General features: G+C 67.7%; 21 protein-coding genes. 11 read left to right on the top strand and 10 right to left on the bottom strand.

All coding sequences use genetic code 11. The features are described 5' to 3' along the window. Positions 1 to 62 precede the first annotated feature (62 nt). Together V0Z78_RS06995 and V0Z78_RS07000 are read right to left on the bottom strand one after the other, a co-directional pair. Positions 63 to 1,457: an FAD-binding oxidoreductase gene (locus V0Z78_RS06995; protein ID WP_336343914.1), complete on the bottom strand. Its 1,395-nt coding sequence runs from the start codon at positions 1,455 to 1,457 to the stop codon at positions 63 to 65. A gap of 171 nt (positions 1,458 to 1,628) precedes the next feature. Continuing rightward, positions 1,629 to 2,735, bottom strand: a complete 1,107-nt coding sequence (locus tag V0Z78_RS07000) for a YihY/virulence factor BrkB family protein (protein WP_336343915.1) — start codon at positions 2,733 to 2,735, stop codon at positions 1,629 to 1,631. A gap of 198 nt (positions 2,736 to 2,933) precedes the next feature. On the opposite strand from V0Z78_RS07000, the gene V0Z78_RS07005 reads away from it, so the two are divergent. After that, the gene (locus V0Z78_RS07005; protein ID WP_336343916.1) at positions 2,934 to 3,887 is read left to right on the top strand and encodes an NADPH:quinone reductase; all 954 of its coding nucleotides are present in this window, start codon (positions 2,934 to 2,936) and stop codon (positions 3,885 to 3,887) included. On the opposite strand, the gene V0Z78_RS07010 is transcribed toward V0Z78_RS07005, so the two are convergent. Both V0Z78_RS07010 and V0Z78_RS07015 read right to left on the bottom strand, forming a co-directional pair. Next, on the bottom strand, positions 3,884 to 4,492 hold the full coding sequence (locus V0Z78_RS07010; RefSeq protein WP_336343917.1) for a HalOD1 output domain-containing protein: 609 nt from the start codon (positions 4,490 to 4,492) through the stop codon (positions 3,884 to 3,886). The two genes, V0Z78_RS07005 and V0Z78_RS07010, sit on opposite strands and share 4 nt — an antisense overlap. Positions 4,493 to 4,494: 2 nt before the next feature. Beyond that, on the bottom strand, positions 4,495 to 5,445 hold the full coding sequence (locus V0Z78_RS07015) for a DUF7504 family protein (protein ID WP_336343918.1): 951 nt from the start codon (positions 5,443 to 5,445) through the stop codon (positions 4,495 to 4,497). A gap of 86 nt (positions 5,446 to 5,531) precedes the next feature. Between V0Z78_RS07015 and V0Z78_RS07020 the strand changes: the two genes are divergently transcribed. From V0Z78_RS07020 to V0Z78_RS07040, 5 genes are all read left to right on the top strand, one after another. Further along, entirely contained in the window at positions 5,532 to 6,233 is a 702-nt protein-coding gene (locus V0Z78_RS07020) for an SDR family oxidoreductase (RefSeq protein WP_336343919.1), read from the top strand. 93 nt (positions 6,234 to 6,326) lie between these two features. Beyond that, on the top strand, positions 6,327 to 7,433 hold the full coding sequence (locus tag V0Z78_RS07025; protein WP_336343920.1) for a branched-chain amino acid ABC transporter permease: 1,107 nt from the start codon (positions 6,327 to 6,329) through the stop codon (positions 7,431 to 7,433). Further along, complete coding sequence (locus V0Z78_RS07030) at positions 7,430 to 8,755, top strand: branched-chain amino acid ABC transporter permease (protein ID WP_336343921.1); 1,326 nt, start codon at positions 7,430 to 7,432, stop codon at positions 8,753 to 8,755. Before V0Z78_RS07025 ends, V0Z78_RS07030 begins: the two co-directional genes overlap by 4 nt. Further along, positions 8,748 to 9,572 carry an ABC transporter ATP-binding protein gene (locus V0Z78_RS07035; RefSeq protein ID WP_336343922.1) on the top strand — a complete coding sequence of 275 codons (825 nt, stop codon included), beginning with the start codon at positions 8,748 to 8,750 and terminating at the stop codon, positions 9,570 to 9,572. The genes V0Z78_RS07030 and V0Z78_RS07035 overlap by 8 nt, the downstream gene beginning before the upstream one ends. Next, positions 9,572 to 10,276: an ABC transporter ATP-binding protein gene (locus V0Z78_RS07040; RefSeq protein ID WP_336343923.1), complete on the top strand. Its 705-nt coding sequence runs from the start codon at positions 9,572 to 9,574 to the stop codon at positions 10,274 to 10,276. Before V0Z78_RS07035 ends, V0Z78_RS07040 begins: the two co-directional genes overlap by 1 nt. A 12-nt stretch (positions 10,277 to 10,288) precedes the next feature. Here the strand turns inward: V0Z78_RS07040 and V0Z78_RS07045 are convergent, their stop codons facing one another. Then, on the bottom strand, positions 10,289 to 11,569 hold the full coding sequence (locus V0Z78_RS07045) for an ABC transporter substrate-binding protein (protein ID WP_336343924.1): 1,281 nt from the start codon (positions 11,567 to 11,569) through the stop codon (positions 10,289 to 10,291). Positions 11,570 to 11,737: 168 nt separating this feature from the next. Between V0Z78_RS07045 and V0Z78_RS07050 the strand changes: the two genes are divergently transcribed. The 5 genes from V0Z78_RS07050 (at position 11,738) to V0Z78_RS07070 (ending at position 17,756) form a co-directional block, all read left to right on the top strand. Beyond that, the gene (locus V0Z78_RS07050; protein ID WP_336343925.1) at positions 11,738 to 13,084 is read left to right on the top strand and encodes a sodium-dependent transporter; all 1,347 of its coding nucleotides are present in this window, start codon (positions 11,738 to 11,740) and stop codon (positions 13,082 to 13,084) included. A 100-nt stretch (positions 13,085 to 13,184) separates the two neighbouring features. Further along, positions 13,185 to 14,732, top strand: coding sequence for an acyl-CoA carboxylase subunit beta (locus V0Z78_RS07055; RefSeq protein ID WP_336343926.1), 1,548 nt, complete (start codon positions 13,185 to 13,187; stop codon positions 14,730 to 14,732). Then, positions 14,713 to 14,970, top strand: a complete 258-nt coding sequence (locus V0Z78_RS07060; protein ID WP_336343927.1) for an acc operon protein — start codon at positions 14,713 to 14,715, stop codon at positions 14,968 to 14,970. The genes V0Z78_RS07055 and V0Z78_RS07060 overlap by 20 nt, the downstream gene beginning before the upstream one ends. Positions 14,971 to 14,991: 21 nt before the next feature. Beyond that, complete coding sequence (locus V0Z78_RS07065; RefSeq protein WP_336343928.1) at positions 14,992 to 16,815, top strand: acetyl-CoA carboxylase biotin carboxylase subunit; 1,824 nt, start codon at positions 14,992 to 14,994, stop codon at positions 16,813 to 16,815. Further along, on the top strand, positions 16,812 to 17,756 hold the full coding sequence (locus V0Z78_RS07070) for a biotin--[acetyl-CoA-carboxylase] ligase (RefSeq protein WP_336343929.1): 945 nt from the start codon (positions 16,812 to 16,814) through the stop codon (positions 17,754 to 17,756). The genes V0Z78_RS07065 and V0Z78_RS07070 overlap by 4 nt, the downstream gene beginning before the upstream one ends. Here the strand turns inward: V0Z78_RS07070 and V0Z78_RS07075 are convergent. The 5 genes from V0Z78_RS07075 to V0Z78_RS07095 form a co-directional block, all read right to left on the bottom strand. Next, positions 17,753 to 18,199 (bottom strand): universal stress protein, encoded by a 447-nt coding sequence (locus tag V0Z78_RS07075; RefSeq protein ID WP_336343930.1) that lies wholly within the window; start codon positions 18,197 to 18,199, stop codon positions 17,753 to 17,755. The two genes, V0Z78_RS07070 and V0Z78_RS07075, sit on opposite strands and share 4 nt — an antisense overlap. A 30-nt stretch (positions 18,200 to 18,229) precedes the next feature. Beyond that, positions 18,230 to 19,258: an amidohydrolase family protein gene (locus V0Z78_RS07080; RefSeq protein ID WP_336343931.1), complete on the bottom strand. Its 1,029-nt coding sequence runs from the start codon at positions 19,256 to 19,258 to the stop codon at positions 18,230 to 18,232. Positions 19,259 to 19,292: 34 nt separating this feature from the next. Beyond that, on the bottom strand, positions 19,293 to 20,534 hold the full coding sequence (locus tag V0Z78_RS07085; RefSeq protein WP_336343932.1) for an HD domain-containing protein: 1,242 nt from the start codon (positions 20,532 to 20,534) through the stop codon (positions 19,293 to 19,295). A gap of 24 nt (positions 20,535 to 20,558) precedes the next feature. Beyond that, complete coding sequence (locus V0Z78_RS07090; RefSeq protein ID WP_336343933.1) at positions 20,559 to 21,869, bottom strand: amidase; 1,311 nt, start codon at positions 21,867 to 21,869, stop codon at positions 20,559 to 20,561. Positions 21,870 to 21,944: 75 nt separating this feature from the next. Beyond that, a complete protein-coding gene (locus V0Z78_RS07095) occupies positions 21,945 to 23,327 on the bottom strand; it encodes a short-chain fatty acid transporter (RefSeq protein WP_336343934.1) in 1,383 nt (460 codons plus the stop codon). Between the last annotated feature and the right edge of the window lie 257 nt (positions 23,328 to 23,584).

The following is a 23,584-nucleotide window of genomic DNA, read 5'->3' on the forward strand; positions in this document are numbered from 1 at the left end:
CGCGTGACGAACGCGGAGAACGGATGCACACGGCACCGCAGTACCCGTCCGAGCGTTTCCCCTTAGACCGCCGGCTTCACGTTCTGGGTCGTTCGGAAGACGTTCTCCGGATCGTACTCGGCTTTCACCTCGGCGAGTCGATCGTAGTTCTCGCCGTAGGCGTTTCGCTCGCGACCCTCGCGATCACCCTCGAAGTTCACGTACGTCCCGCCGGTCCCCTCTCGGGCGAGCGCGTCGTGGCACTCTCGCACCCACGCGACGCACTCGTCGTCCTCGGTCGGCTCCTCCCAGCGCGCGGCGACGGTCACGACGAACTCGGCGTCCCGATGCGGGTACGCGGTCGCGTCCGACGCGACGTCGTTGACGGCGCCTCCGACCTGGTGGACGAGGATCTCGGAGTACGGCGTCGGGAGGCGTTCGGCGTATTCGACCATGGTGTCGATCGTCCGCTCGGAGAGCGCCGTGAAGTTGGCCGCCTTCCAGTAGTTTCGAGCACCCGCGCCGTAGAGATCGTCGAGCATGCGCTGGGCGTCGACGTAGGGCGTCGGCGCGACGGCGTCGGCGATCGGATCGCCGTACTCGCGCAGCGGTTCGAGCACCGTCTCGCCCGTCTCGAGATCGCCGGCGTAGCACGCGACGAGCACCAGCACCGTGGTTCCGTGGATCTCCTCGGGGAGGAACGGAAGCGGCGGCGCCGGCACGCTGTTCACCCACACGCAGCACTCCCGCGGCGCGTCTTCGGCGAACTCCCGGTAGCGCGCGAGCACGTCGGGCGCGTCCTCGTACGGGTGGACTATCGGCCCGAAGAGCACCTCGGGGCCGACTTCGTGGAGGGCGAACTCGAACAACGTGACGACGCCGAAGTTACCGCTTCCGCCGCGGATCGCCCAGAACAGGTCGGGGTTCTCGTCCTCGCTCGCGTGCACCGACTCGCCCTCGGCGGTGACGAGGTCGACCGACCGGAGGTTGTCGATCGCGAGACCGTACTCGCGACTGAGCCAGCCCATCCCACCCCCCAGCGTGAGTCCGGCGACCCCGGTCGTCGAGACGACGCCGCCGGGCGTGGCGAGGCCGAACGCCTGCGTTTCGTGGTCGAGGTCTGCCATCGTCGCACCGGGGCCGACGCGGGCGGTTCGAGCCGCCGGGTCGACCCGGACCGAGTTCATGAGAGCGAGGTCGATCAGCAGACCGTCGTCACGGACGGCGTTCCCGGCGACGTTGTGCCCGCCTCCCTTGACCGCGAGCGGGAGGTGGTGTCCACGGGCGAACCCGACCGCGCTCATCACGTCTGCTGCCCCGGTAGGACGGACGATGACGGCCGGGTTCCGGTCGATCATCCCGTTCCAGATCGAGCGAGCCTCGTCGTAGCCGTCGTCCCCGGGCAGGAGTACCTCGCCGTGGATCCCTCGTGTAAGCGTCTCGTACTTCGGTTCGTCTTCTGATGTCTCGATTGCCATGGGCTCCACCCCGAACGAGATACGATGGCGAGGATCAGATAACCACCTATCGACGATTCGGCAGTCCCCGCCGTCCGTGCAACGTCTGCACGGCAGTCACCGACTGCGTTCGCCAGTCGACGATACGGACGAGGAGACGAAGTACGGCAGCACGACGGTTTCGTTCACCTCTCAATCGTCCGCGGAGTCGAGTCGGCCGGCCGACTCGTCGACGGGAGTCCGCCAGCGCAGCGAGATCGTCCATTCCCGTCCCTCACCGTCGGACGTCGTCCGTTCGATCACTTCGATGTCGCCATCGGGCTGCGGACGCCGGTCGGCACCCTTCTCGCTACCCGTTGGACGCATGCCTTCGTAGCGACCGGCGAGGTCCTCTCGAAGCGCTTCGAGGAACTCGGCTGACTCCTCGCGGGTCAGCGTCTCCTCGTACGTCGTTTCGTCACCGGTCTCGCGGGTCGTCGCCGACTCGGCCGCTCCTCGTCCGACACCCCCCGGATCGCCCGACGCGTATCCGCCGAGCACCGCGTTGATTATCGCTCCGAGGAGGAGGATCAGCCCGGAGAAGTACAACCAGGTGACGATGACGATGACGCCGCCGAAGAAGTTCTCCGAGCCACCACCCGTCGCTGCGAGGTAGACCTGAAACAGCGATTGGAACGCCGCCCACCCGACCGCCGCGACCACGACGCCCGGAAGCACGTGTCTCCAGTGGAGGTCCGTGTCCGGAAAGCGGTAGTACATCGGGAAGAAGGCGAGAACCAGTCCGCCGACGAGCACGACCGGCGTGAGGAGACCGATGAACGGAATCGTGTCCTCGAGCATCGCGAAAACGGCAGTGACCCCCACCGTCCCGACGATCGCGATGACGATCGCTACGAGCACGACCAGCGCGTCGACCACCTGATCGAGAAAGGAGTTGTCCGCCGTGGTCTCGTAGATCTCCGAGAAGGCGGTGTCGAGGCTACGAAAGATCTTCAGCGCGCCCCAAACCAGGACGACGAGGCCGACGACCGATGCGCCGGAGACGGCGGATTCTCCCTGAAAGATCTCGACGACGATTCCGGCGATGGGACCGGGTAGTGCGGTCCGTGCGACCTCGACGATCCGCTGTTCGAGTCCTCCACCAGCGAGCGAAACGGCCAACAGAAGGACGAGCAAGATCGGCGCGAGCGAGATGAACGCGTTGTACGCGATCCCCGCCGCGATGAGGGTGACGTTCTTCTCGGAGAACTCAGTGCCGATCTGCTTGCCCAGTTGCAGCGTCCGGGAAAGATCGACCATATACACGAGTGGAATGGATGGCCGGAAAACGGCTACGGAGACGGTACAGCCGAACCAGGGGGCCGTTCTCCGAGACACGAATCCCGCACCCGGTACGTCCGTAGAAGCCTCTCCTCGCCGCCGGTTTTCGGTAGCGCCGGTCTCCCCGATGAATGCCGGGAAGGGTAGCCCTTTGTCTCCTCGGCGTGACCCCCCGACATGCGCGCAGTACGCTACCACGACTACGGTGGACCCGAGGTGCTCGGCGTCGAGGAGATCGACCGCCCCGATCCCGGCGGCCACGAGCTACTCGTTCGAGTCGAGGCCGCGAGCGTCAACCCCGTCGACACCTACTTCCGCGAGGGGTCGTACGAGCCCTACGAACTCCCGATGACGTCCGGCTCGGACGTCGCGGGCGTCGTCGAGGCCGCCGGCGAGGGCACGCCCGGCTTCGAGGAGGGCGATCGCGTCTTCGCCACCGGCCTCGGGCGAGACCACCAGGGCACCTACGCGGAGTACGTGGCCGTCCCGACCGATCGGGTCGCCCACCTACCCGAGAACGTCGCGTTCGATACGGGCGCCGCCGCTGCGCTCGTCTCCGTGACGGCCTGGCGTGCGCTGATCGACCACGCCGGTCTCGAACCGGCCGAGACCTGTCTGATCCACGGCGGCTCCGGCGGGGTGGGCCACGCCGCCGTCGGGCTGGCCGCGGCGACGAGCGCGGAGGTGCTCACGACGGCCTCGCCCGACTACCACGACGACCTCGCCGATCTCGGTGCGGACGCGGTCTTCGACTACGCCGCCGACGACCTCGAGGAACGAGTCGCCGAGTACGAACCCACGATGATCCTCGACCATCGCCTCGACGAGTACCTCGATTTCGACGCGAGCGTGGCCGTCCAGGGCGCGCGCGTCGTCGGCATCGGCAACACGCAGTCGGCGGCGGGCTGGGAGAACGTCCCGGCCGCCCGGGGGAAGGAGATCGACCTACACCTGATGAGCATGTTCAACACGCCCGACCTCGCGACGGTGCTCGAACGGATCGCTCGACTGCTCGCGAGCGGCGACCTCTCCATCGCCATCGACCGGAGCTACGGGCTCGAGGACGCGGACGAGGCCCAGCGGGCGGTGATGGAAGAGAGCTTCCTCGGAAAGGTCGTCGTCGAACCCTAGTTGCCGACGTAGTACCACATCGAGTTGCCCTTCGCGACGTCGGGACACGCACCCAACCCCGGCTTCACGACAGTCTCCCACCAGCCGCCGTGGGGAATGTCGTACGCGCCGGGATAGCGCGGGTAGATCGCCTGGATGAAGTCGCTCCGTCGAGCGCTCCCGCGGTCGCGGAGGTACCGATACGAGGCGAGGATCGACTGGCGGCGCTGGTCCTGCTCCGTACCCGTGCCGGGGATGTACCGGTCCTCGACCAGCCGGCGGATCTTATCGGGGACGCTTCGACTCGGATCTGGCAGCTCCTCGATCTCGATGCCGATCCGGCCGTCGGCATGGACGTACACGGTACACTCACGGTACTCGAACGTCAGCCGGTCGCCGAGGTCCGCGCTCTCCTCGACGTGTTCGCACAGCGCATCCGTATCCACGACCGACTCGATCGGCGGTGACAGCTCCATCGGCGACTCCTCGAGCACCGCGGCGAGGGCGGTGGCGACCGTTACCGTGGGCGAGACGTCGGCGTCGGGGGGGTGATCGACCTCGTGGTCGTACTCCTCGGACTCCTCGTCCTCGTCGGCGGCAGTGATGTCGTGTCGTTTCGCGGTCATGGCTACACGTCCCCCACATCCCTATCGTCGTCGTCGGCTTCGGCCCGATCGAGATACGCATCGACGCGTTCGACCGGCACGTTGAGGCTCACGAGGCGTCGTTCGGTGTCCACCTCGACCAGTCCCGCCTCGGCCAGCTTCGGGAGGTGTGCGTGCTGGAGGTCGATCGCCACCAGCCGCGCGTCGACCGGCTCGACGCCCTCGGGGTGGCGGTCGTTCTCCCGGGCGGCGACCCGGGCGGCACCCTCCTCGATCGGGAGCGGTGCGTTCGCGGTCCGGAGCGCGCGGAGCACCGTCCTGCGTCGGGGCTCCGACAGCGTTCCGTCCGGGATCGCAGACGGTCGCGTCTCGAACTCCTCGGACTCGACGACCACGTCGAACGACGACCGCAGCAGCTCGGCCGTGTAGTCCTCGTGGGCCGCGGGATCGAGACGGAAGTAGGCCGTCGCCCCGAGCGTCTCCAGTCGATCGCCCAGCCGCTCGACCAAGTCGAGCGTGCGCTGGATGCCGACGTGTTCGAGCAGCGGCGTCAGCGACTCGAGCCAGATGATCGTCTTCTCGTCGGTGTGCAACCACTCCGAGGCGTACAGGGTGATCGCGGTGTAGAGCTCCCCCAGGTCGCCCGGTCGTTCGACCGACGTCAGCGGGAGGGAGATCCCCTCGTGTTTCGATCGGTCGAGGTCAACGCTCGAGTCGAGCGGTCGACCGACGCGAATGACGCCCGTCTTCCTCGGGAGGTCGCCGACGTGCTCCTCCCAGTCGTCGAGCCACTCGACGGGGTTGCGCCGATCGGTGATCGCCAACACGTTCGTCTCGCGAGGATCGCGCTGGGCCCACAGCGGACCCCACATCTCCCCGGTTGGCCCCCCCGAACCGCACAGCAGGACGGTCGTCGGTGCCGAGTCCTCGTCGGCACCCGTCCCGCCGGCGGACTGAACCGCGTACTCCACCATGAACGTGCAATCGATACCCACGGTAATAGTGGTTCGGACTTCGAGTTCGGCTCCACGTTTATGCGCTCGGGAGACGAACGGCGACCATGTCCGCGAGCTTCGACTTCGAGGGACGGGTCGTGCTGGTGACCGGCGCCTGTGGCGCGCTCGGCAGCGCGGTCTGTGAGGCGTTCGACGCGGCCGGCGCGACCGTCTGTGCCACCGACCTGATCGACGTTGAGAGCGAGGACTCGCTGCTCGATCCGGGGATCGTCGACTTCTACGAGGGAGACTTCACCGACGAGGACGACGTCGAGCGCGTCGTCGGTAGGGTCGTCGACGCCCACGATCGTCTCGACGCGCTCGCCAACGTCGCCGGGACCTGGAAGGGCGGCCAGCCGATCGACGAGACCTCCCTCGAACAGTTCGACATGCTGTTCGACGTGAACCTCAAGACCGCCTTCCTCGCCTCGAAACACGCCCTTCCACACCTGCGCGAGACCGAGGGGTCGATCGTCTCCGTCTCGGCACGCTCGTCGCTCTCGGGCGGCGAGGGCGACGGACCCTACCGGGCGTCGAAGGCCGGCATCCGGCTCCTGACCGAGACGCTCGCCGAGGAGAACCGGGGGGCGGTTCGGGCGAGCTGCGTCATGCCGAGCGTGATCGACACGCCGGCCAATCGGGAGATGATGGACGGGAACGACGACTGGGTCGACCCCGCCGACATCGCCGACGTGTTTCTCTTTCTCTGTAGCGACGCCGCGAGCCCCACCAGCGGCGCCGCAGTGCCGGTCTACGGCGAGGCCTGATCGCGGCCGTCGCCGGAGGTCGGGCGTCGCCGCCGCCATCGTATCAAAAAAGCGTGAGCTATATTACCGACGCCCCGCTCGTATCTACCAGTCATGAGTGACGTTACCGTGAAACGAATCCTCTCCGATCTCACGCCCGAGCAGCTCTTCGGCGGGCTCCTCCTTGGCGGCTGTGTGGTTCTCCTGTTGGATCTCGTCCGTCGGCTCCTCTCCGGCGATCTCGCGGTCGGAACGCTCACCACGTTCCTCTGGCGGGGGATCGTCGACGGGCTGATCATCGGCCTCGCGGCGATCGGCCTCTCGATGACCTACAGCATCCTCCGGTTCGCGAACTTCTCACACGGCGACCTCGTCACCACCGGCGCGTTCACGGGCTGGACGGTCGCGTACCTGATCGGCGGCGCGGGCGTGGCCGAACTCGGCAGCCGGCTGCTGTTGCGCGCGGACGGCCGCGCACAGCCGGGCGAACTCGGGATGAACGTCCTCGCCGAACCGATCGCGATCGTCCTCGGACTGGTCGTCGCCGCGGTCGCGACCGTGCTCGTGGCGCTCGCGATCGACCGGCTGGTCTACCGACCCATGCGTGACGCCGGCGGGATCGCGCTGTTGATCGCGAGCGTCGGCGTCGCGCTCGTACTCCGATACGCCATCGCGTTCGTCTACACCTCGAGCACCCGCGGGGTGACCGCCAGCGCCCCCCGGTTCGACCATCCGGCGATCTTCTGGACCGGTTCGATCAACCTCCACCAGATCACCATGGTCGTCGCGGCGCTCGTGCTCATGGTCGGCGTCCACCTGATGCTCCAGTACACCAGGCTCGGCAAGGCGATGCGCGCGATGGCCGACAACAAGGACCTCGCGCTCGTCACCGGCATCCCCACCGAGCGAGTCGTGCTGGCGACCTGGGTGATCGGGGCGGGGCTGGCGGGCGTCGCCGGCTACCTCGTCGTGCTCGACCGCGGGACCATCACCTACAACCTCGGCTGGTTCCTCCTGCTGCTGATCTTCGCCGCCGTGATCCTCGGCGGGATCGGCTCGATCTACGGCGCGATCGTCGGCGCGCTCGTCATCGGGCTCGCGACCAACGTCTCGCTGGTCTGGATCCCCTCCGACCTGAACCAGATCGCCGCCTTCGGGCTGATGATCCTCGTTCTGATCTTCCGGCCCGACGGGCTGCTCGGGGGGGTGCGTACCGCATGAGCGCCGCCGGAGGGGTCGTGAAGCGTCTCCTCGCGACGGGCGACCGCCCGCGATGGCAGGCGGACCTCCTCCTCATCGCGAAGATCGTCCTCGTGATCTACGCCGTCTTCGTCGTCTTCGGACTCGTCCTGGGACTGAGCGTCAACGGCGTCGTCAGCACGCTTCGGCGGGTGACCTACTTCGCCGCGGTGTACGCGCTGGTCACGCTGGCGCTCAACCTCCACTGGGGGTATACGGGACTGTTCAACATCGGCGTCGCCGGCTTCATGGCCGTCGGGGTCTACTCGATGGCGATCCTGACCGCGGCGCCGGACGGCTCGCCCGCGGGGCTCGGCCTCCCGTTGGGTGTCGGGATCGTCGGCGGCATGGTCGCCGCGGCGCTCGTCGGACTGGTCGCGGCGCTCCCGGCGCTTCGCCTGCGCGCGGACTACTTCGCCATCGTCACACTGGGGTTCTCGGAGATCGTCCGGCTGAGCCTTCTCTCGGCGTCGCTTCGGGAGTTCGAGATCGGCGGGCGCCTCCTCGGCACCGGCGGCGGCAGCGGCATCAACTTCACCGGCACCCAGTCGGTCGTCGACTGGCTGCTCTACACCGGCGGGAGTCGGCGCGCCGATCCGACGCCCGTGGGCGAGCTGCTGTTCGGCCTGGGCGACCTGCTGGGCATCCAGTCGACCGTCGTCCGAAGCGGGCTCTACACCGTAGTGTTGCTCGTCTGCGTCGTCGGACTCTACGTGTTGCTCTCGCGGATCGCCTACTCGCCGTTCGGTCGCGTGCTCAAGGCGATCCGTGAGGACGAACTCGCCGCCCGCTCGCTCGGCAAACCGACCAACCGCGTCAAGATCAAGGTGTTCATGCTCGGCTGTGCGCTGATGGGGCTCGCGGGCATCCTCTGGCAGGGCGGACGCGGGTTCGTCACCCCCGAGTCGTTCATGCCGATTCTCACCTTCTACGTGTTCGTCGCGCTCATCATCGGCGGCTCGGGATCGAACACCGGGAGCGTCATCGGCGGATTCGTCTTCGCCGCCGCGCTCTGGGAGGGCCCGCCGTTCGTCCAGCGGATCATCCGGGCGAACGCCGACGTCCGCGCGCCGGCGACGATCTACGACGCGGTGATCGAACTCGCCGCGCTCGATCCCCTCCCGTTGATGGGCTACGTCGTCGGGAACGTCGACCAGCTACGGTTCATGATCGTCGGCCTCGTGTTGATCGTGTTGATGCTCTGGAAGCCCGACGGTCTGCTGGGCCACCGTACCGAGACCGCCGCGGCGATCGACCTCTCCCGGCCCTCGTCGCCGGCCGACGGAGGTGAGACCGATGAGTGAGAGCGAGACGAGGGACACCGACGGATCGACGACCGCCGCGAGCGAGGGCGGCGTTCACCTGCGCGTCGAGGATCTCCGCAAGCGTTTCGGCGGCATCGTCGCGGTCGACGGGGCGAGCTTCGACGTCGAGCGCGGGTCGATCACGGGCCTGATCGGCCCGAACGGCGCCGGTAAGTCGACGACGTTCAACTGTATCACGGGCGTCCACACGCCCGACTCCGGGCGGGTGACGTTCGACGGCGAGGAGATCTCCGGGCTCGGTCCCGCACGGATCGCGAACCGGGGACTGGTCCGGACGTTCCAGATCGCCCGCGGGCTCCCCGAGATGACCGTCCTCGAGAACATGATGCTCGCGCCGAAGGACCAGATCGGCGAGTCGATCCTGCGGTCGGTGATGCCCGGCACCCGAAGGCGGGTGGTCGACCAGGAGACCGAGCTCAGAGAGCGCGTCTGGGAGACGCTCGAACTGTTCGAGCTCGATCACCTGGCGGAGGAGTACGCGGGCAACCTCTCGGGCGGCCAGCGAAAACTCCTCGAACTCGCGCGGGCGCTACTCACCGACCCCGAGATGCTGCTGCTCGACGAGCCGATGGCGGGGGTGAATCCGTCGCTCGAACGTACCCTGCTCGAACACGTCCACGCCCTGCGCGAACGGGGATACACCTTTCTCATCGTCGAACACGACATGGACGTCATCATGGAGAACTGCGACCGCGTGATCGTGATGCACCAGGGCAAGGTGCTCGCCGAGGGCGCCCCCGAGGTGATCCGCGAGAACGAGCGGGTGATCGACGCGTACCTCGGGGAGGCGATCTGATGGCGCTACTCGACGTCGAGTCCCTCGACGCGGGCTACGGCGACCTCCAGATCCTGGAGGACGTCGACCTCGAGGTGGCGAAGGGCGAGTACGTGGCCATCGTCGGCCCCAACGGCGCGGGCAAGTCGACGGTCATGAAGTCCGTCTTCGGGCTGACGACGTACATGGGCGGGTCGATCCGCTTCGCGGACGAGGAGATCAGCGGTCTCCGACCCGAGGAGATCATCACGCGGGGCGTCGGCTACGTCCCTCAGAACGAGAACGTCTTCCCCTCACTGACGGTCAAGGAGAACCTCGAGATGGGTGCTTACATCCTCGAGGACGTGCCGCAGGAGCGTCTGCGCGCCGTCTACGATCGGTTTCCGATCCTCAAGGAACGACGCACACAGAAGGCGGGGACGATGAGCGGCGGCCAACAGCAGATGCTCGCGATGGGCCGGGCGCTGATGCTCGATCCCGATCTGCTCCTGCTGGACGAGCCGAGCGCGGGGCTCGCGCCGGATCTCGTCGCCGACACCTTCGACCGCGTCGACGAGATCAACGCCGACGGGACCGCGGTGCTGATCGTCGAACAGAACGCGAAGGAGGCGCTGAGACGCTGTGATCGCGGCTACGTGCTCGTCCAGGGTCGGAACCGGTACGAGGACGACGGCGAGGCGCTGCTCGCGAACGAACAGGTCAGACGGGACTTCCTCGGCGGGTAGGACGGGCCGGGATCAGCCCTCGGCCTCGAACTCGACCGTGTCGGTCGTCTCGATGCCCTCCTCGGAGAACTCGAAGATCTCGTAGGTGACCGCCTGCATGTCGCCGTTGTCGTCGAAGTCGACGGCGCTCGAGGCCCCCTGGTAGTTGACCTCCTCGCCGTCGGCGACCATTCCCATGGCCTCGCCGAGGTTGCTCGGACCGACCTCCTCGCCCTCGGGGTTCGCAACCGTACGGAGGTTGTCGCGGATCGCCGTCCCGTCGTTCTCGCCGGCGGCGACGTTCGCCAGCAGGAGCACCGCGGTGGCGTCGTACGCCTGTGCAGTGAACACGCCCGGCGCGCTGCCGTACTCCTCCTCGAAGAGGTTCGCGAAGTGATCCTGATCGGGTCCGGCCGCGAGCGGCGCCGTGCCGACGACGTTCTCCATCGGGTTGTCGACGTTGCCGGGCAGCGACGGCTCGCGCAGGCCGTCGGTCACCATGATCGTCTCTTCGCCGTCGAAGTCGGCGTAGTAGTCCCGGAAGATCTGCTCGCCGCTGGCCGGGTAGCCGATCACGATCATCCCGTCCGGATCGTCGCCGAGCGCGTCCTGTAGCAGCGACGTGTAGGAGGGCTGTTCGGCCTCGAAGGCGACCTCGGCCGTCACCGAGCCGCCGAGCTCCTCGAACGCGCTCACGAACGACTCCGAGAGCTGCTGGCCGTAGTCGTTGTTCAGGTGGAACGTCGCGGCGCTCGAGAAGTCGAAGTCCTCGGCGCCGACCTGCGCCATTACCTCGCCTTGGAGCGCGTCGCTCGGGGCCGTCCGGAAGAGGAAGTCGTCGTCGTCCATCTCGGTGATCTCCGGCGCGGTGCTCGCGGGGGAGCACATCACGACGCCGTTCGGCACCGCGACCTGCTGGGCGACCGGAATCGTGACGCTCGAGGCGGCGGCGCCGGTTATCGCGGGATAGCCGCCGTCGGCGAGCGCCTGCGCGGCGCTGAGGCCGGCCTCGGGATCCGTCTGCGAGTCCTCCTCCTGGAGATCGATGGTGAACGACACGTCGCTGTCCTCGAGCTGCGTGGCCGGCAGGACGGCGGCGTCCCGGATCGGGCCGCCGAGATCGCCCAGATCGCCCGTTGTCGGCTGCAACACCCCGATCATCAGCTCTCGACCGTCGCCGGAGCCGTCACCGGAGCCGTTGTCGCTCGAGCCGCCGTTCGAGCCGCCGTCGCCGCCGAGACAGCCCGCCAGTCCGGCGACCCCCGCGACGCCGACGCTCTTGAGAACGGTTCGTCGATTGGTATGGGAGACCATATCGGTCATAACTCTCCGCTCGATATAAATATTACCTGAAATAAATCAATTATCACATCCGTATTGGAACGTCGAGAGCGGCGAACGATCGGCGATCCCACCGCGTGTCACGCCATGCGGTTCCAAGCATCGATGCGTTTATTGGGGCGGTTACAGCAGTTCGTAGACATGCCACAGCGAGAACAGTGGGCCACGCGTATCGGCTTCATCCTGGCGGCGGTGGGGAGCGCGGTCGGGCTAGGGAACATCTGGCGCTTTCCCTTCCAGGTGGGACAGGAGGGTGGAGCGGCGTTCCTCGTCGTCTATCTCCTGTTCGTTCTCGTGATCGGACTGCCCGCGATACTGGTCGAGTTCGTCATCGGTCGTCGGGCCGAGCGAAACCCGATCACCGCGTTCGAACGCCTCGGCTACGGACCCTGGAAGGTCGTCGGGGCGATCGGCGTGATGACCGGCTTCGTCATCCTGTCGTTCTACACGGTCGTCGCCGGCTGGGTGACCCGGTACTTCTTCGCGAGCTTCACCGGGTCGTACTTCGCCGATCCGGAGGCGTACTTCCTCGGAATCGCCTCCGGTCTCGACACGGTCGCGTTCCACCTGCTGTTCGTGCTCCTCACGGCAGCGATCATCATCGGCGGCGTCCAGCGAGGGATCGAGCTGGCGGTGAAGGTGATGGTACCGGCGATCATCGTGCTGTTCCTGCTGCTCATCGCCTACGCGTTCACCCTCGAGGGGGCGGCGCAGGGGTACGCCTACTACCTCTCGCCCGAACCGGGGGCGATCGCGGAGAACTGGCGCTCCATCCTGCCGGCTGCGGCCGGACAGGCGCTGTTTACGCTCTCGCTCGGGATGGGCGTGATGATCACCTACGCGTCGTATCTCGGCGAGGACCGGAACATGGGAGGGGATAGCGCATGGATCGTCGCCCTCGATACGGGGATCGCGATCATGGCCGGGTTGATCATCTTCCCCGTGCTGTTCACTATCGGCGCCGAACCCGGCGAAGGCGGCGCCGGCGAGCTGTTCATCGGCGTCGGCGGCGCGATCGCGAACCTGCCGTTCAACCAGGTCGTCGGCGCGCTGTTCTTCGGAACGGTCGCCATCGCCGCGCTGTCGAGCGCGATCAGCATCATGGAGGTCATCGTCTCGTATCTGATCGACGGCTTCGAGATGGAGCGGACGAGCGCCACCGGGATCGTCGCCGCCGCGATCTTCCTGCTTGGCGTGCCGACGGCGCTCGACCTCGCGGTCCTGGAGATCTACGACACGATCACGGCCGAACTGCTCCTGCCGCTCGGCATGTTCTTCCTGGTGCTGTTCACCGGCTGGTTCTACGATGAGGCACTCGACGAGATCAGCCGAGGGACCGCACGCGGCGCCGGCGGAACGCTGCCGACGTTCTGGCTCTGGCACGTCCGTACGATTCTGCTGGTCCTCATCGGGATCATCCTCGTGGTCAGCATCCAGGGGCTCCCCGGGACGCTCGTAGAGATGGCCGGCCAGGTCGAACTCGTCTGACATCCGCTCCGCCGGTGCCGTCGCTCTGGCGGTGCGGAACCCTTTTGACGACGTCCGTAATGGAAGTGCATATGCTGAATCGTGAGGGACGGTGGTCACCGTGACCGGCGACGACATAGAGGAGCTACGTGAACTGAAGGCGGAGGCGGAGCTCGGCGGTGGGGAGGAGCGAATCGAGTCCCAGCACGAGAAGGGGAAGATGACCGCACGCGAGCGGATCGACTACTTCCTCGACGACGACACCTTCCACGAGTTCGACCAGCTTCGCACTCACCGAAACCACAACTTCGGGATGGAGGAGCGAAAGATCCTCGGCGACGGCGTCGTGACGGGCTACGGCGAGGTCAACGGGCGAAAGACGTTCGTCTTCGCCCACGACTTCACCGTCTTCGGCGGCTCGCTCGGGGAGGTGTTCGCCGAGAAGATCTGCAAGGTGATGGACACCGCGATAGAGGTCGGGGCGCCGATCGTCGGGCTCAACGACTCGGCAGGCGCGCGGATCCAGGAAGGGGTCGTCTCGCTCGCGGGCTTCACCGAGATCTTCCATAGAAATCAAAAAGCCAGCGGCGTCATCCCGCAGATCTCGGGGATCATGGGGCCGTGTGCCGGCGGGGCGGTCTACTCGCCCTCGATCACCGACTTCATCTTCATGGTGAAGGACACGAGCCACATGTACATCACCGGCCCCGGGGTGATCGAGACGGTCACCGGCGAGAAGGTCACCCAGGAGGAACTCGGCGGGGCGCGTACCCACGCCCAGGACACCGGCGTCGCACAGTTCGCCGCCGAGTCGGAGAAGGCGGCGCTCGACGACATCAAGCGGCTGCTGTCGTATCTCCCCCAGAACAACGTCGAGGACCCCCCACGGGTCGAGCCGTGGGACGACCCCGAGCGCCGCGACGAGTCGCTCAACGACGTGGTTCCCGAGAGCCCGCAGAAGCCCTACGACATGGTCGAGGTGATCGACGGGATCACCGACGAGGGCGCCTTCTTCGAGGTCGCCCCCGAGTTCGCGAAGAACATCGTCGTCGGCTTCTCGCGGCTCGACGGCCACTCCGTCGGGGTGGTCGCGAACCAGCCACGCGCCAACGCCGGGACGCTCACCGTCGACTCGAGCATGAAAGCATCGCGGTTCGTCCGCTTCTGTGACGCGTTCAACATTCCCATCCTGACGTTCGTCGACGTGCCCGGCTACATGCCCGGCACGGACCAGGAGCACCGCGGCATCATCCGCCACGGCGCGAAGCTGCTCTACGCCTACTCGGAGGCGACGGTGCCCTTGTTGACCGTCATTACGCGAAAGGCCTACGGCGGTGCCTACTGTGTGATGGCCTCGAAACACCTGGGGGCCGACGTCAACTACGCCTGGCCCACCAGCGAGATCGCCGTCATGGGCCCGGAGGGCGCCGTGAACATCCTCTACCGAAAGGAGCTCGAGGCCGCGGAGGACACCGATGCGCGCCGCCAGGAGCTCATCGACGAGTACCGCGAGGAGTTCGCGAACCCGTATACGGTCGCGGATCGCGGGTTCGTCGACGACGTGATCGAACCGTCCGACACCCGTCCGCGGCTGATCGACGACCTCGAGATGCTGCGCTCGAAGCGCGAGTCCCAGCCGGAGAAGAAACATGGAAACATCCCGCTTTGATCTCGACGTCCCGGAGAGCGCGAGCGACGAAGAGGCCGCCGCGATCGCCGCGGCCGTCGGCTCACACCTTCGGGCACAGGAGGCGCTGGCGGCCGCGGGCGAGGAGCCGTCCTGGGAGGACGAGCGCTGGTCGTTCGCCGGCCGGATCAAGGCGACCCAGGGCCGCAGCGTGCGCGTCCCCGTTGGGACACCCACCGACGCCTGGACGGCGGCGGGGCGAACCGACAGAATGAGGTAATCAACCCGGAGATAGTCAACAATGTTCAGGAAAGTCCTAGTCGCGAACCGCGGGGAGATCGCGGTTCGAGTCATGCGTGCGTGTGAGGAACTGAACGTCGGCACCGTCGCCGTCTACAGCGAGGCTGACAAGGACGGCGGTCACGTCCGCTACGCCGACGAAGCATACAACGTCGGCCCCGCGAAGGCCAGCGACTCCTATCTCGATCACGAGGCGGTCATCGAGGCCGCGCGGAAGGCGGACGCCGACGCGATCCACCCCGGTTACGGCTTCCTCGCGGAGAACGCGGAGTTCGCCCGGAAGGTCGAGGAGACGGAGATCACCTGGATCGGTCCGAGTGGCGACGCCATGGAGCAACTCGGCGAGAAGACCAAGGCCCGCGCGGTCATGCAGTCCGCGGACACGCCGATCGTCCCCGGGACGACCGAGCCCGTCACCGAGCCCGAGGAGGTCACCGCGTTCGGCGACGAACACGGCTACCCGGTCGCGATCAAGGCAGAGGGCGGGGGTGGCGGTCGCGGAATGAAGATCGTCAACGGTCCCGACGAAGCCGAGGACCGGCTCCAGAGCGCCAAACGCGAGGGCGAGGCCTACTTCGACAACGACTCCGTCTACCTGGAACGGTTCCTCGAGAACCCACGACACATCGAGGTACAGATCCTCGCCGACCACGCGGGCAACGTCCGCCACCTCGGCGAGCGCGACTGCTCGCTCCAGCGGCGCTACCAGAAGGTCATCGAGGAGGGCCCCTCCCCGGCGCTGACCGACGAGCTCCGCGAGAAGATCGGCGAGGCCGCCCGCCGGGGAGTCAGCGAGGCCGGATACACCAACGCCGGTACCGTCGAGTTCCTCGTCGAGGAGGACGCCGATCGCGAGGAGGGCGAACTGCTCGGACCCGAGACGAACTTCTACTTCCTCGAGGTGAACACCCGGATCCAGGTCGAACACACCGTCACCGAGGAGATCACGGGCATCGACATCGTGAAGTGGCAGATCCGGATCGCGGCCGGCGAGGAGATCGGCTTCGAACAGGACGACGTCGAGATCGACGGCCACGCCATGGAGTTCCGGATCAACGCCGAGAACGCCGCCAACGAGTTCGCCCCCTCGCCGGGCGGCCGGCTGGAGACCTACGACCCGCCGGGCGGGATCGGCGTCCGACTCGACGATGCGCTCCGACAGGGCGACGAGATCGTCACCGACTACGACTCGATGATCGCGAAGCTGATCGTCCACGGGGGCGACCGCGACGAGTGTATCGCACGAAGCCTGCGCGCGCTCCGGGAGTACGGGATCGAGGGCGTCGTGACGGTGATCCCGTTCCACCGCCTGATGCTCACGAACGAGCGGTTCGTCGAGGGGAAACACACCACGAAGTACCTCGACGAGGAGATGGACCGGAGTCGGATCGAGGAGGCGCAGAAGCAGTGGGGAAGCGAGACCGGCGCCGAAAGCGAGGAGGAAAGCGTCGTCCACCGCGAGTTCACCGTCGAGGTCAACGGCAAGCGCTTCGAGGTCGACCTCGAGGAACACGGCGTTGAGGCGGTCGGCGGCAGTGGCGGCGGTGGTGGCGGACAGAGACCCCAGCCGGCCGGCGGCTCCGATTCGGGCGAGTCAGCGGTCTCCACGGAGGGCGAACAGGTCACCACCGACATGCAGGGGACGATCCTCTCGGTGGAGGTGAGCGAGGGCGACGAAGTCGAGAGCGGCGACGTGCTCTGCGTGCTCGAGGCGATGAAGATGGAGAACGACGTCGTCGCCTCCGCGTCGGGCACGGTCGCCCAGGTGCTCATCGAGGAGGGCGAGAGCGTCGACATGGGCGATACGCTGGTCGTCATCGAATGAGCGAGCGCGAGGGCGTCGACGAGGACACCCGCCGGGCCGTCCTCGACGCGCTCGCGACCGGCCCGGCGACGGGACCGGAACTCGCCGAACGACTCGGCGTCTCGCGGGCCGCGGTCTGGAAGCGGATCGAGGCGCTACGCGATGCGGGTTTCGAGATCCGAGGCGACGACGGGTATCGAGTCACGAGCGTCCCGGCGTACGGCGCCGCGGCGGTCGAGTTCGGGCTCGAGGCGCCCTACCGGGTCGAGTACCACGACGCCCTCCCGAGCACGAACGCCCGCGCTCGTGAGCTGGCGAAGGCGGGGGAGGATCGCGTGGCCGTCCTCGCGGACGAACAGACCGGCGGGCGCGGCCGGCTCGATCGCGGGTGGAACTCGCCCAGTGGCGGGATCTACCTGAGCGTCGTCCTCCGGCCCGAGATCACGCCGAGGGAGGCGCCGCTTCTGACGCTCGCGGCCGCCGTCGCGACGACCCGCGCGCTCCGCGAGGCGGGCGTCGACGCGGGGATCAAGTGGCCGAACGACGTGCTCTCGCGTGAGACGGGCGGAAAGCTCGTCGGAATCCTCACCGAGATGGAGGGCGAGGCGGATCGCGTCTCGTGGGTCGTCGTCGGCTTCGGCGTGAACGCGAACGTCGATCCCGCCGACCTGCCCGAGGGCGCGACGAGCGTCCGCGCCGAGGCGGGCGACGTCGACCGTCGCGTGTTCGTCCAGCGGGTCCTCGAGGAGTTCGACGCGCTCCGGGGCGAACCGGACGCGATCCTCGACGCGTGGCGCGAACTCGCGATCACGCTCGGAGAACGGGTGCGCGTCGAGACGCCGACGGGAGAGGTCATCGGACGGGCGCTCGACGTCGAGGCGCCGGGACGGTTAGTGGTCGAGACCGACGAGGACGAGGTGCGGGTCCACGCCGGCGACTGCGAGCACCTCCGGCCGGTCTAATCCAGGTCCTCCTCGCGAACGCGGACGGTGAGCACCGGGACGGGCGACCCTCGAACGACCCGTTCGGCGACGCTCCCCAGGAGGAGGCGATCGATCCCGCCGCGGCCGTGGGTCCCCATCACGATCAGGTCACAGCCCTCCTCGGTCGCGAAATCGACGATCTCGCGAGCCGGACTTCCCTCGATCAGGTGTGTCCGGACGGGTACCTCGTAGCTCTCGAGGAGCGCCCGAACGCGCTCGAGCGCCTCCTCGCCGTCCTGTCGGAGCATGTCGCTGACCCCCTCCCAGGAGGTCTCCATCGGCAGGCTGGCGAAGTTCGCGGTGTTGAGAACGTAGACCGAGTGGACCTCCGCGCCGTGAACGGCGGCGAGCTCCGCCGCCTGCTCGATCGCGCGCTCGACGCCCGCCGATCCGTCGGTCGGGACGAGAATGCGCTCGTACATCGTTCGTGTACGATGTTCACACACGTCGGCTTAACTGTTTTGCGCCGGGTGGATCACGTCGAGGACGTCCGCGACGCCCGCCCGGCGGACGACCGCCCGGATCGGATCCCGAACGCCCGCGAGGTTGTCCGAGTCGCCGTCGAGCACGAGCAGCCGTGCCTCGCGTCCTTCCTCGACGACGCCACAGTTCAGCCCGGCGAGTTCCGCGCCGGCGCGCGTCGCCATCGCCAGAACGCGATCGGCGGGCAGGTCGGTGAGCTTCGCCGCGAACTCCATCTCGCGGAACATCGAGGGGCCGTTGAGCATCACGTTGTCCGTGCCGAGCGCGACCCGCGTGCGTGAAGCGAGTTCCTCGATCGGCGGCAGTCCCACGCCGGTCGTGAGGTTCGCGCGCGGGCAGACGACGACGGGGATCCCCTCGCGCTCGACCCGGTCGAGGTGGTCGGGACCGGCGTTGACCATGTGGACCAGGAAGTCCGGCTGGAGCTCCAGTGCGGGCTCGATGTCGTCGGTTCGGTTCTCGCCGGCGTGGATGCCGAAGGGCTTTCCCGCCTCGCGGGCGGCCGCGCGTTCGCGCGAGAACTCCGCGTCGGCGGCGCCGCTCGCGCCGTAGCCGTCGCCCGCCTCGAGCGCCGCGAGTTCGTCGCGGCCGAGCGCGAACGCGTCGATCGGGAGATCGGCGGCGGCCTCGTAGAGCGCGCTCACGCCCTCCTCTCCGCCCTCGCGGAAGTCCATGAACGCGGTCGTTCCTCCCGAACGCATGAACCGGAGGGTTCGGCGGATGGCGGCGACCGACTCCTCGCGGTCGGCGCGTCGGAGCAGGCGGTGTTTCAGCCCGTCGGGCGGGGCGACGAGCTCCTCGAGCGAGAGCCCCCTCCCTGCCTCCTTCGCGATCGAGTCACCGACGTGGGTGTGGGCGTTGACGAACGCGGGCAGGACGATCCGATCGCTCTCCGCCTCGGTCTCCTCGACCGCGTCGATCCGTCCGTCCTCGCAGACGACGCGACCCTCGATCGGGGTGAACTCGGGACCCCGAAGGACGGTCCCCTCGACGATCATAGCTGATGAAGGCGGTCCTCGGATTTGAATCCGGTCATTCTCGCTTCGCGTCCGTGCCGAAGCGATCGAGCGTGGTGTGCAGCCCACGGACAGCGTCGCTGATCAGCCTGCCGTCGGTGTCGAGCCCCAGTACGGCCTCGGCGGCGTGGCCCACTCGGTCGGTCGCCTCGGCGGGGGCGTACACCCCGAGTCGCCACTGGTTGAGCTGGACCCCCCGCAGCGTTCGGACGAGCGGCGACTGTTCCTCGAGGCGGCGGATCTCCCCGCCGACGATCACGCGGGTCGTCGACTCGGTCATGCTCGGGTACGCCGGCACGTCGAGGATCACGTCGTCGGGATCGACGCCCGCCCGGTCGGCGATTGCGGTCTCGTACTCCACCGTCTCCTCGTGGGAGAGCTCGAGCAGGTCGTCTGGAACGTCCCGGTACTCCGACCAGACGGCGCGTTTGAACAGCTCGCGACGGGCGAGCCGACCCGCGATCCGTTCGGTCGAGTCGGCAGTTCGGAGCGCCACGAGCAGGTCGTGGTCGTCCATCCGGCGGAGCCCCTCGGGCGTCGTCTCCCCGTTCGCGATCAGCCGTTCTGCCCCGCGCCGGAGCATCGACTTGCCGATCCGCGCGACGTGGTGGCTGTAGACGGTCGGGTTCATCAGCGCGCGGGCGACGAGCAGGCTCTCCGCGGTCTGGACGTTCCCCTCGCCGAGGACGAGTTCGCCGTCGACGAAGCGCAGTTCGCGAACCAGGCGTCCGGAGTCGATCGTGCCGTAGGGGACGCCGGTGTGGTGGGCGTCGCGCACCAGGTAGTCCATCCGGTCGACGTCGAGTTCGCCGGAGACGAGCCCGCCGTACTGGCCCTCGCCGCCGATGAGGCCGGAGACCCGGGCGGGCTCGAGGTCGTGCTCGCGGAGGACCTCGCCGACCGGTCCCTGCTCGACGAGGTCGTCGACGTCCTCGTGGTACTTGCCCGTGTGGCGTTCGATCACGCTCTCGACGTTGTGGCTGTAGGGGCCGTGGCCGACGTCGTGAAGGATGGCCGCCGCGTGGACCCGTTCTGCGGCCCGACCCTCGATTCCTAACTGGGAGAGCGCCTCGCAGGCGAGGTGATAGACTCCCAGGGAGTGCTCGAAGCGAGTGTGGTTCGCGGAGGGGTAGACCAGCGAGACCGTTCCCAGCTGTTTGATGTGGCGCAACCGCTGGACCTCGGGGGTATCCAGCAGCGCCCGAGCGACGCCGTCGACCACGATGTGGTCGTGGACGCTGTCCTTGATCGTCTTCATACGCGAGGTTGGGCGCTCCGCGAGTTAAACCGACGGGCCGTCGACGCCCGCGAGCGCCTCGGCGATCTCCTCGGCCCACGAGAGGAGGCGTTCGTCGCTCCCGAACCGCGAGACGCACTGCAGCCCGAGCGGAAGGCCGCCCTCCGTCGTGCTCGCCGGCAGCGCGACGGCTGGCAGCCCGCAGTGGGTCCACGGCAGGTTCATCACCGGATCGCCGGTGTCGTCGATCCCCTCGGGGGCCGGGCCTGGAGCGCCCGGACAGATCCAGACGTCGAGTCCCTCCTCGTCCATCGTCCGCTCGACCTCCTCACGGAGTGCGCCCCGGCCCGTACGTGCCGCACAGAGCTCTCCGACGCCGACCGCGTGACCCTCGCGGATCAGCGCCGCGGTCGCCTCGGCGTAGTGCTCGCCGTACTCGTCGAAGAGCTCGCTGTGGGAGAGCGCGGTCTCGACGGCGACCAACCGGTCGTGGCGGTCGTTTACCGCTTCGACGTCGCCGAGGAGGTCGACCCGCCGCACGTCGTATCCGGCCCGTTCCAGACGCTCGACGTGGTTCTCGAACCCCTCGAGTCCCTCGTCGTCGGCCTGTTCGAGATAGGGGCCCTCGGGAACGCCCAGAACGGGAGCTTCGATCGTGGAGTCGGGTCGCCAGTGGTCGTAGAGCACCGACGCCGCGAGCCTCGCGCCGGCGACGTCCCGCGTGAAGCAGCCGACGTGGTCGACCGACGGCGCCACGGGGAGTACGCCGTCGATGGGGATCCGGCCGTAGGTCGGCTTCAGGCCGACGACGCCACAGAAGGCGGCGGGTCGGATCACCGAGCCGATCGTCTGTGAGCCGAGCGCGAGCGGACAGAGACCCGCGGCGACCGCCGCCGCCGAGCCGCTGCTCGACCCGCCCGGCGTGTGATCGGTGTCGTGGGGGTTTCGGGTCGGACCGGGCTCGAAGTAGGCGAACTCCGTCGTGACCGTCTTTCCGAGCACCAGTGCGCCGGCATTCCGAAGCGCGCGGACGGCGGCGGCCTCGGAACCCGTCAGCGCCTCCGACGGGAGGTCCGAGCCGGCACGCGTGGGAAAGCCATCGACGTGGAAGATGTCCTTCACGCCGACCGGCACGCCGTAGAGCGGCGGCCTGGCCGCCGGGTCGTCGAAACAGGCCTCGAGCGCGCCGGCCTCGCGCTGGAGGCGGCCCCAGCGATCGGGCTCCTCGAGCAGCGCGTGGATCTCAGGCTCGATGTCCTCGGAGCGGGTACGGAGCGATTCGACGTACGGCGTCGGTCGTGTCTCGCCGGACCGCAACGACGCGGCGACGTCGGCGAGAGCCGTATCGGCAGGCATCGAGGGGACGACGGATCGATCCCCCTTAACCGTTGGCTATCGCTAGCACGGTTCGACCGAAAGAGGGGATCGCGATCAGTACGGCAGGAAGTAGAGCCCGAGCGTGAACACCGGGGTGAGCACGACCATGACGATCAGCGTATAGCCCAGGATGTCTCGCGCCCTGACCCGCGTGATGCCGAGAAGGGGGATCGCCCAGAACGGCTGGAACATGTTCGTCCACATGTCGCCGGTGCCGTAGGCGATGATCGCCTGGCCGGGTGCGACCCCGAGTTCGACGGCGGTCTCGCCGACGATGCCGCCGATGATGCCCCACTCGCCGCCGCCGCTGGGGACGAAGAAGTTCATGATCCCCCCGAGGATCCACGCCAACACCGGGAACGTCGTCGGCGTCGCGATGTCGAGCAACGCCTCGGCCATCAGCTCCGAGAGTCCCGAGTTATCGATGATACCGAGAATGCCCGCGTAGAAGGGAAACTGCAGGATGATGCCCGCGGCGCTCTCGGTCGCGCCGCGAATCGCCTCAACGTAGGCCGTCGGCGTCCCGTAGAGGAACAGTCCGATCGCGATGAACAGGAAATTGAAGACGTTGATGTCGAGCGCCTCGCCGACGCCGGCGGTCGCGAAGTGCTGGACGATGTAGACGAACATGCCGGCGCCGACGAGGTAGGAGACCAGCCGGCTGTCGTCGAGTCGATCGGCGGGCATCCGCTGGGCGGTCCCCCCGTCGGCCGCCCGCTCGTCGCCCCCGGTCTCGGCTCCGGCTCCGACCCCGCCTTCGCCCGCCTCGACCAGTCCGGGCGCGTACTCGTCGATGCCGACCGCGTGCTCCTCCTCGGGCGCGAGGAGGTACATCAGCGGCACCACCGTGAGGAACACCAGAAGCGCGATTCCGAAGGCGTAGACGGTGAAGACGCTCTCGGAGAGCGGGACGACGCCGATGACGTCCTCGAAGACGTGGCCCTCGGTCGCCGAGAGCAGCCCCGCGCTCGTCGACGGCCCGACGTGCCAGATCACCTGGCTGGTGTAGCCACAGGCACAGAGCAGCGGATAGTGAAACGTCATGCCGCGCTGGAGGCCGGCCCGGGCGACGAAGACCGCGAAGATCGCGCCGATGATCAGCCCGACCCCCCAGTGGAAGTAGCCGGCGACCATCGCGACCGCCGCGACGAGCGCGGCCGCCTGCGGTCCGCTGTCGGGGATCGACGCGACCCGGTTGAGCAGGCTGCTCACCTGCCTCGAATCGGCGACGACGTAGCCCGTGACGAGGATCAACACCATCTGCATCGCGAACTCGAGCAGGACCCAGAATCCGTCGTACCAGTTGATGACGTTCTCGAGGGGGCCGTCGGGTGTGAGTGCGATCGCCACCACGTACGCGATGAGGGTGAGGATGATCGCGAAGAGGAACGGGCTCGGCACCCATCGTTCCGACCAGTTGGCTACCGCCTGCCCCATCCGCTGTAACGATCCTTGTGACCCACTAGCAGACATGTCCGAAAGGGAATCCGCCCTCCTACATATTTGTTCCGTTACTCGTTAGCTCGGCGTCGCTCGGAGGACCGGCCGATACAGTTCGAAAGCTCTGCCGAACGACACCTATCAGATGAGCAGTAATATCCCGGAGACACCGGTCGTCCACCTCAGCAGCCGCGTTCGTGTTCGTTTACTGACGTTCGGTCTCCCTACGGGCGATTCGATCACCCCGGACGTGT

The sequence above is a fragment of the Halalkalicoccus sp. CG83 genome (genome assembly GCF_037081715.1).
Taxonomy (GTDB): Archaea; Halobacteriota; Halobacteria; order Halobacteriales; family Halalkalicoccaceae; genus Halalkalicoccus; species Halalkalicoccus ordinarius.